At 71.4% G+C, this 5,081-nt stretch carries 3 protein-coding genes, 1 tRNA gene and 1 pseudogene; 4 read left to right on the top strand and 1 reads right to left on the bottom strand.

Annotated features, from left to right (window positions below; all coding sequences use genetic code 11):
* Positions 1-172 (top strand): annotated as a pseudogene (locus tag ABYX71_RS10250) (tRNA (adenosine(37)-N6)-threonylcarbamoyltransferase complex transferase subunit TsaD); the annotation flags it as partial.
* 50 nt (positions 173-222) lie between these two features.
* Positions 223-1,224 carry a GTP 3',8-cyclase MoaA gene (gene moaA / locus ABYX71_RS10245; protein ID WP_372696401.1) on the top strand — a complete coding sequence of 334 codons (1,002 nt, stop codon included), beginning with the start codon at positions 223-225 and terminating at the stop codon, positions 1,222-1,224.
* Between the two features lie 8 nt (positions 1,225-1,232).
* Here moaA and recQ read toward each other — a convergent pair whose 3' ends face one another.
* The gene (gene recQ / locus ABYX71_RS10240; protein ID WP_372696400.1) at positions 1,233-3,026 is read right to left on the bottom strand and encodes a DNA helicase RecQ; all 1,794 of its coding nucleotides are present in this window, start codon (positions 3,024-3,026) and stop codon (positions 1,233-1,235) included.
* An 87-nt stretch (positions 3,027-3,113) separates the two neighbouring features.
* Here recQ and ABYX71_RS10235 point away from each other — a divergent pair.
* A tRNA-Leu gene (locus ABYX71_RS10235) sits at positions 3,114-3,200 on the top strand.
* Between the two features lie 43 nt (positions 3,201-3,243).
* On the top strand, positions 3,244-5,081 hold a 1,838-nt coding region (locus tag ABYX71_RS10230), incomplete at its 3' end, for a DEAD/DEAH box helicase (RefSeq protein ID WP_372696399.1).

Genomic DNA, 5,081 nt, shown 5'->3' with positions numbered 1-5,081 from the left:
CGCCGGCGCCGCCGACGGCTTCGCGGTGCATTACCCGCCCCCGGAGCTTTGCACCGACAACGGCGCCATGGTGGCCTTTGCCGGGTGCCTGCGCCTGCAGGCCGGCGAACAGGCGGACGCGGACTGCGGCGCCCGCGCCCGCTGGCCGCTTGGCACACTGTCGGCAGCCTGACGGCATGTACGCCCGGCCGACCCGTACAGCCGTTTTGTTATAGTCGGCGCATGCAGCAGACGCCCAACTCCACCGGCCTGGTCGACCCGTTCCAGCGGCGTATCGACTATGTCCGCGTGTCGGTCACCGACCGCTGCGACCTGCGCTGCAACTACTGCATGCCCAAGGGGTTCGACGGCTTTCACGAACCCGAGGAATGGCTCAGCTTCGACGAGATCGCGCGCGTGGTGGCGGCCTTCACGCGCCTTGGCGTGCAGCGCATCCGCCTCACCGGCGGCGAACCGCTGGTGCGGCGCAACCTGCCCGACCTGGCCGCGCGCCTGTCGGCGCTGGCGGGCCTGCAGGATCTGTCGCTGTCCACCAACGCGGTGCGCCTGGACAAGTACGCCGAGGCGCTCAAGCGTGCCGGCATCGGCCGTGTCAACGTCAGTCTCGACTCGCTGCGCGCCGACCGGTTCGCGCAGATCACCGGCGGCGGCAAGCTGCACAAGGTGCTGCGCGGCCTGGAGGCGGCGCACGCGGCGGGCCTGTCGCCGGTCAAGATCAACATGGTGGCGATGGGCGGCGTCAATGACGACGAAATCGAGGACATGGTGGCGTTCTGCGCCGAGCGCGACTTCACGCTGCGCCTGATCGAGACCATGCCCATGGGCGACACCGGCCGGCAGGCCAGCGGCCAGTACCTGGACCTGCAAACGGTGCGCCAGCGCCTGGCCCGGCGGTTCGAGCTGATCCCGGACCTGCTGCCCGGCGGCGGGCCCGCGCGCTACTACCGCCTGGCCGGCTCGAACACCAGCATCGGCTTCATCACGCCCATCTCGCAGCACTTCTGCGAAACCTGCAACCGCGTGCGCCTGGCCGCCGATGGCACGCTGTACCTGTGCCTGGGCCAGGACCACAGCTACCCGCTGCGGCCCCTGCTGCGTGCCGGCGCCGACGATGCCGAACTGGAAGCGGCCATCCGCGCGGCCATCGCCATCAAGCCGGAACGCCACGAATTCCGCGAACGACCGGAAAAGGTCATCCGCTTCATGTCCATGACCGGCGGCTGACGCCCCTCTCAAGCCACCGCGTCGATCACCGCCAGGAACGCCTGTCCGTAGCGCTCCAGCTTGGCGCCACCGACACCGTTGATACCCGCCATCTCGACCAGCGTGCGCGGCCGCTGCGCGGCCATCTGCGCCAGCGTGGCGTCGTGGAAGATCACGTAGGCCGGCACGCCGTGGCTTTCGGCCAGGCGCCGGCGCTCGGCACGCAGGGCCTCGAACAGCGTCTGATCGGCATCCGCCACCGCGGCGCTGCCGCCACGCCGGACACGGCGCGGCTTGTCCGGCGCGGACTCGCGCAGATGCAGTGTCTGCTCGCCGCGCAACAGCGGCCGCGCCCGCTCGGTCAGCCGAAGACCGCCATGACCGTCCACATCCACGCTGACATAGCCACCGGTCACCAGTTGCCGGTAGATGGCGCGCCACTGTGCCGCCGTGCGTTCGCGCCCCTGGCCGTACAGGGCCAGCCGGTCGTGCTCGAGCGCGCCGATGCGCGGCTCGTTGCCACCACGCAGCACCTCGATCAGGTAGCTCACTCCGAAGCGCTGGCCGGTACGGTAGATGCACGACAGCGCCAGGCGCGCCGCCTGCGTAGCGTCGAACGTGACCGGCGGGTCCAGGCAGTTGTCACAATTGCCGCACGGCCGGGCGAGCTGCTCACCGAAATAACCCAGCAGCGCCTGACGCCGGCAGCCGGTGGCCTCCACCAGCCCCAGCAGGGCCTCGAACTTGCGTTGCTCGACACGCCGGCGCTCGTCCGGCGACTCGGTGGCGGCCAGCAACTGGCGCACGCCGACCACGTCGGCCAGGCCATAGCCCAGCCAGGCGTTGGCCGGCAGGCCGTCGCGCCCGGCGCGGCCGGTCTCCTGGTAGTAGCTCTCGACGTTCTTCGGCAGCCCCAGGTGCGCCACGAAGCGCACGTCCGGCTTGTCGATGCCCATGCCGAAGGCCACGGTGGCCACCATCACCACCCCGTCCTCGCGCAGGAAACGACGCTGGCTGGCGCTGCGCTGCTCGGCCGGCAGACCGGCGTGATAGACCAGCGCCGTGCGGCCGTGCCCGGCCAGCCAGGCGGCGGTTTCCTCCACCCGGCGGCGGGTCGGGCAGTAGACGATGCCCGAATCGGTGCCGTGATGGGTGTCCAGGAACGCCAGCAGCCGTTCGCGCAGCCGCTCGCCATGCGCCACGTGATAGCGGATGTTTGGCCGATCGAAACCGGCGCCGAACAGCGGCGCGTCGTGCAGGGCCAGCCGCTGGGCAATGTCCCGCCGCGTGGCATCGTCGGCGGTGGCGGTCAGGGCCACCCGCGGCACGCCGGGAAAACGCTCGGCCAGCAGGCCAAGCCCCAGATACTCGGGCCGGAAATCGTGCCCCCACTGCGACACGCAGTGCGCCTCGTCGATGGCGATCAACGCCACCTGCGTGCCCGCCAGCAGGTCCAGCGTCCGCTCGCCCAACAGGCGTTCCGGCGCCATGTAGACCAGGTCCAGCCGCCCGGCAGCCAGCGCGCGCTCGGCCTGTGCCGTCTCGGCCGGCGGCAACCCGGAATGCAGCGCCGCCGCGGCCACGCCCAGCTCGCGCAGCGCCGCCACCTGATCGTCCATCAGCGCAATCAGTGGCGACACCACCACGCCGACGCCCGGCCGCACCAGCGACGGCACCTGGTAGCACAGCGACTTGCCGCCGCCGGTCGGCATGATCACCAGCGCATCACCGCCGCCGCTGACCTGGTCGATGATTGCCGCCTGCTGGCCGCGGAACGCGTGGTAACCGAAAACGGTGCGCAGGATGTCGACGGGGGACGGCATGACGCCGCCCATTATGCGGGCACCACGACCGTGCCCGATACGGCCGACGCCGCGGCGGCTGATACCATGCAGGCGCCGCTCGCGCCCGCCCGGATGGCGAAACAGGTAGACGCAAGGGACTTAAAATCCCTCGGCCTCGCGGCCGTGCCGGTTCGATTCCGGCTCCGGGCACCACCTGCAACGCGGTGGGCGCGCACCCCGCTCGGTCCGGCACGTCATGTCGCTTGCCGCCTTCCACCCCGCACTGGCCACCTGGTTCGGCCAACACTTCCCGGCGCCAACCCCGGCGCAGGCGGCTGCCTGGCCGCAGATCCGCGCCGGGCAGCACACGCTGCTGGCCGCGCCCACCGGCAGCGGCAAGACGCTGGCGGCGTTTCTGACCGCCATTGACGACCTGCTGCGCGCGGGCCTCACGGCACCGCTGCCGGATGCGGTGCAGGTGCTGTACGTGTCGCCGCTGAAGGCGTTGTCGGCGGACATCGAGCGCAACCTCGAGGCACCGCTGGCCGGCATACGGGACCAACTTCGCGCCACCGGCCTGCCGGAGGTTCCCATCCGCGCCGCCGTGCGCACCGGCGACACACCACAGGCCGAGCGCGATCGCCAGCGCCGCCGCCCGCCCCACATCCTGGTGACGACGCCGGAGTCGCTGTACATCCTGCTCACCTCACAGTCCGGCCGGGCCATGCTGGGTGGCGTGCGCACGGTGATCGTGGACGAAATCCATGCGCTTGCCGGCAGCAAGCGCGGCGCGCACCTGATGCTGTCGCTGGAGCGACTGGTGGCGCTCACCGGCCGGCCGCCACAGCGCATCGGCCTGTCCGCCACCCAGAAGCCCATCGAACGGATTGCCGACTACCTCACCGGCGCTGAACCGTGCGCGGTGATCGACACCGGCCACGTGCGCGACCGCCGACTGGCCATCGAGGTGCCCCAGGCGCCGCTCGGTGCGGTGATGGCGGGCGAGGTGTGGACCGAGCTGTACGACCGCCTGGCCGAACTCGCCGGCCAGCGCCGCACCACGCTGGTGTTCGTGAACACCCGCCGCATGGCCGAGCGGGTGGCGCGGCATCTGGCCGAACGCCTCGGCGAGGAGCGCGTCACCTCGCACCACGGCAGCCTCGCGCGGCGCCATCGGCTCGATGCCGAGCAGCGCCTGAAGGCCGGGCAGCTCACGGCGCTGGTATGCACCGCCTCGCTGGAACTCGGCATCGACATCGGCGACGTGGACCTCGCCTGCCAGCTCGGCTCGCCGAAGGCCATCGCCACCTTTTTGCAGCGCGTGGGACGGTCCGGCCATGCCGTGGGTGCGCTGCCGCACGGGCGTCTTTTCCCGCTCTCAAGAGACGATCTGGTCGAATGCGCGGCGCTGCTGGACGCAGTGGCGCGCGACGAACTCGACGCCATCGTCATGCCGCAGGCGCCGCTCGACGTGCTGGCGCAGCAGATCGTGGCCGAGGTGGCGGCGCGCGAGTGGGACGAGGCGGCGCTGTACGCGCAGGTACGCCGGGCCCATCCGTACCGTGAGCTTGCCCGCGACGATTACGACGCCGTGCTGCGCATGCTGGCCGAGGGCTACACCACCCGCCGCGGCCGGCGCGGCGCCTGGCTGCACCGCGACGGCGTGCACGGCCGCCTGCGGGCGCGTCGTGGCGCGGCACTCGCCGCCGTAACCTCGGGCGGGGTGATTCCGGACCAGTTCGACTGCGACGTGCTGCTGACGCCCGAGAACCTTCGTATCGGCAGCGTGAACGAGGATTTCGCCTTCGAGAGCCTGCCGGGCGACATCTTCCAGCTCGGCAACGCCTCCTACCGCATCCTGAAGGTCGAGACCGGGCGCCTGTTCGTGCAGGACGCCCACGGCCAGCCGCCGAACATCCCGTTCTGGTTCGGCGAGGCACCGGGCCGCACGGCGGAGCTGTCGGCGGCCGTGTCGCGGCTGCGCCAGGACGTGGCGGACTGGCTCGTCGAAGGGGGCGTGGGGCACGCCAGGGAGCGCGTGCTGGAGCGCCTGCCGCTGCCGGAATCCGCCGCACAGCAGCTGGTCGAGTACCT

This window comes from Immundisolibacter sp. (assembly GCF_041625615.1).
Classification (GTDB): Bacteria; Pseudomonadota; Gammaproteobacteria; order Immundisolibacterales; family Immundisolibacteraceae; genus Immundisolibacter.
This window is presented reverse-complemented; position numbering and strand designations above follow the sequence as displayed.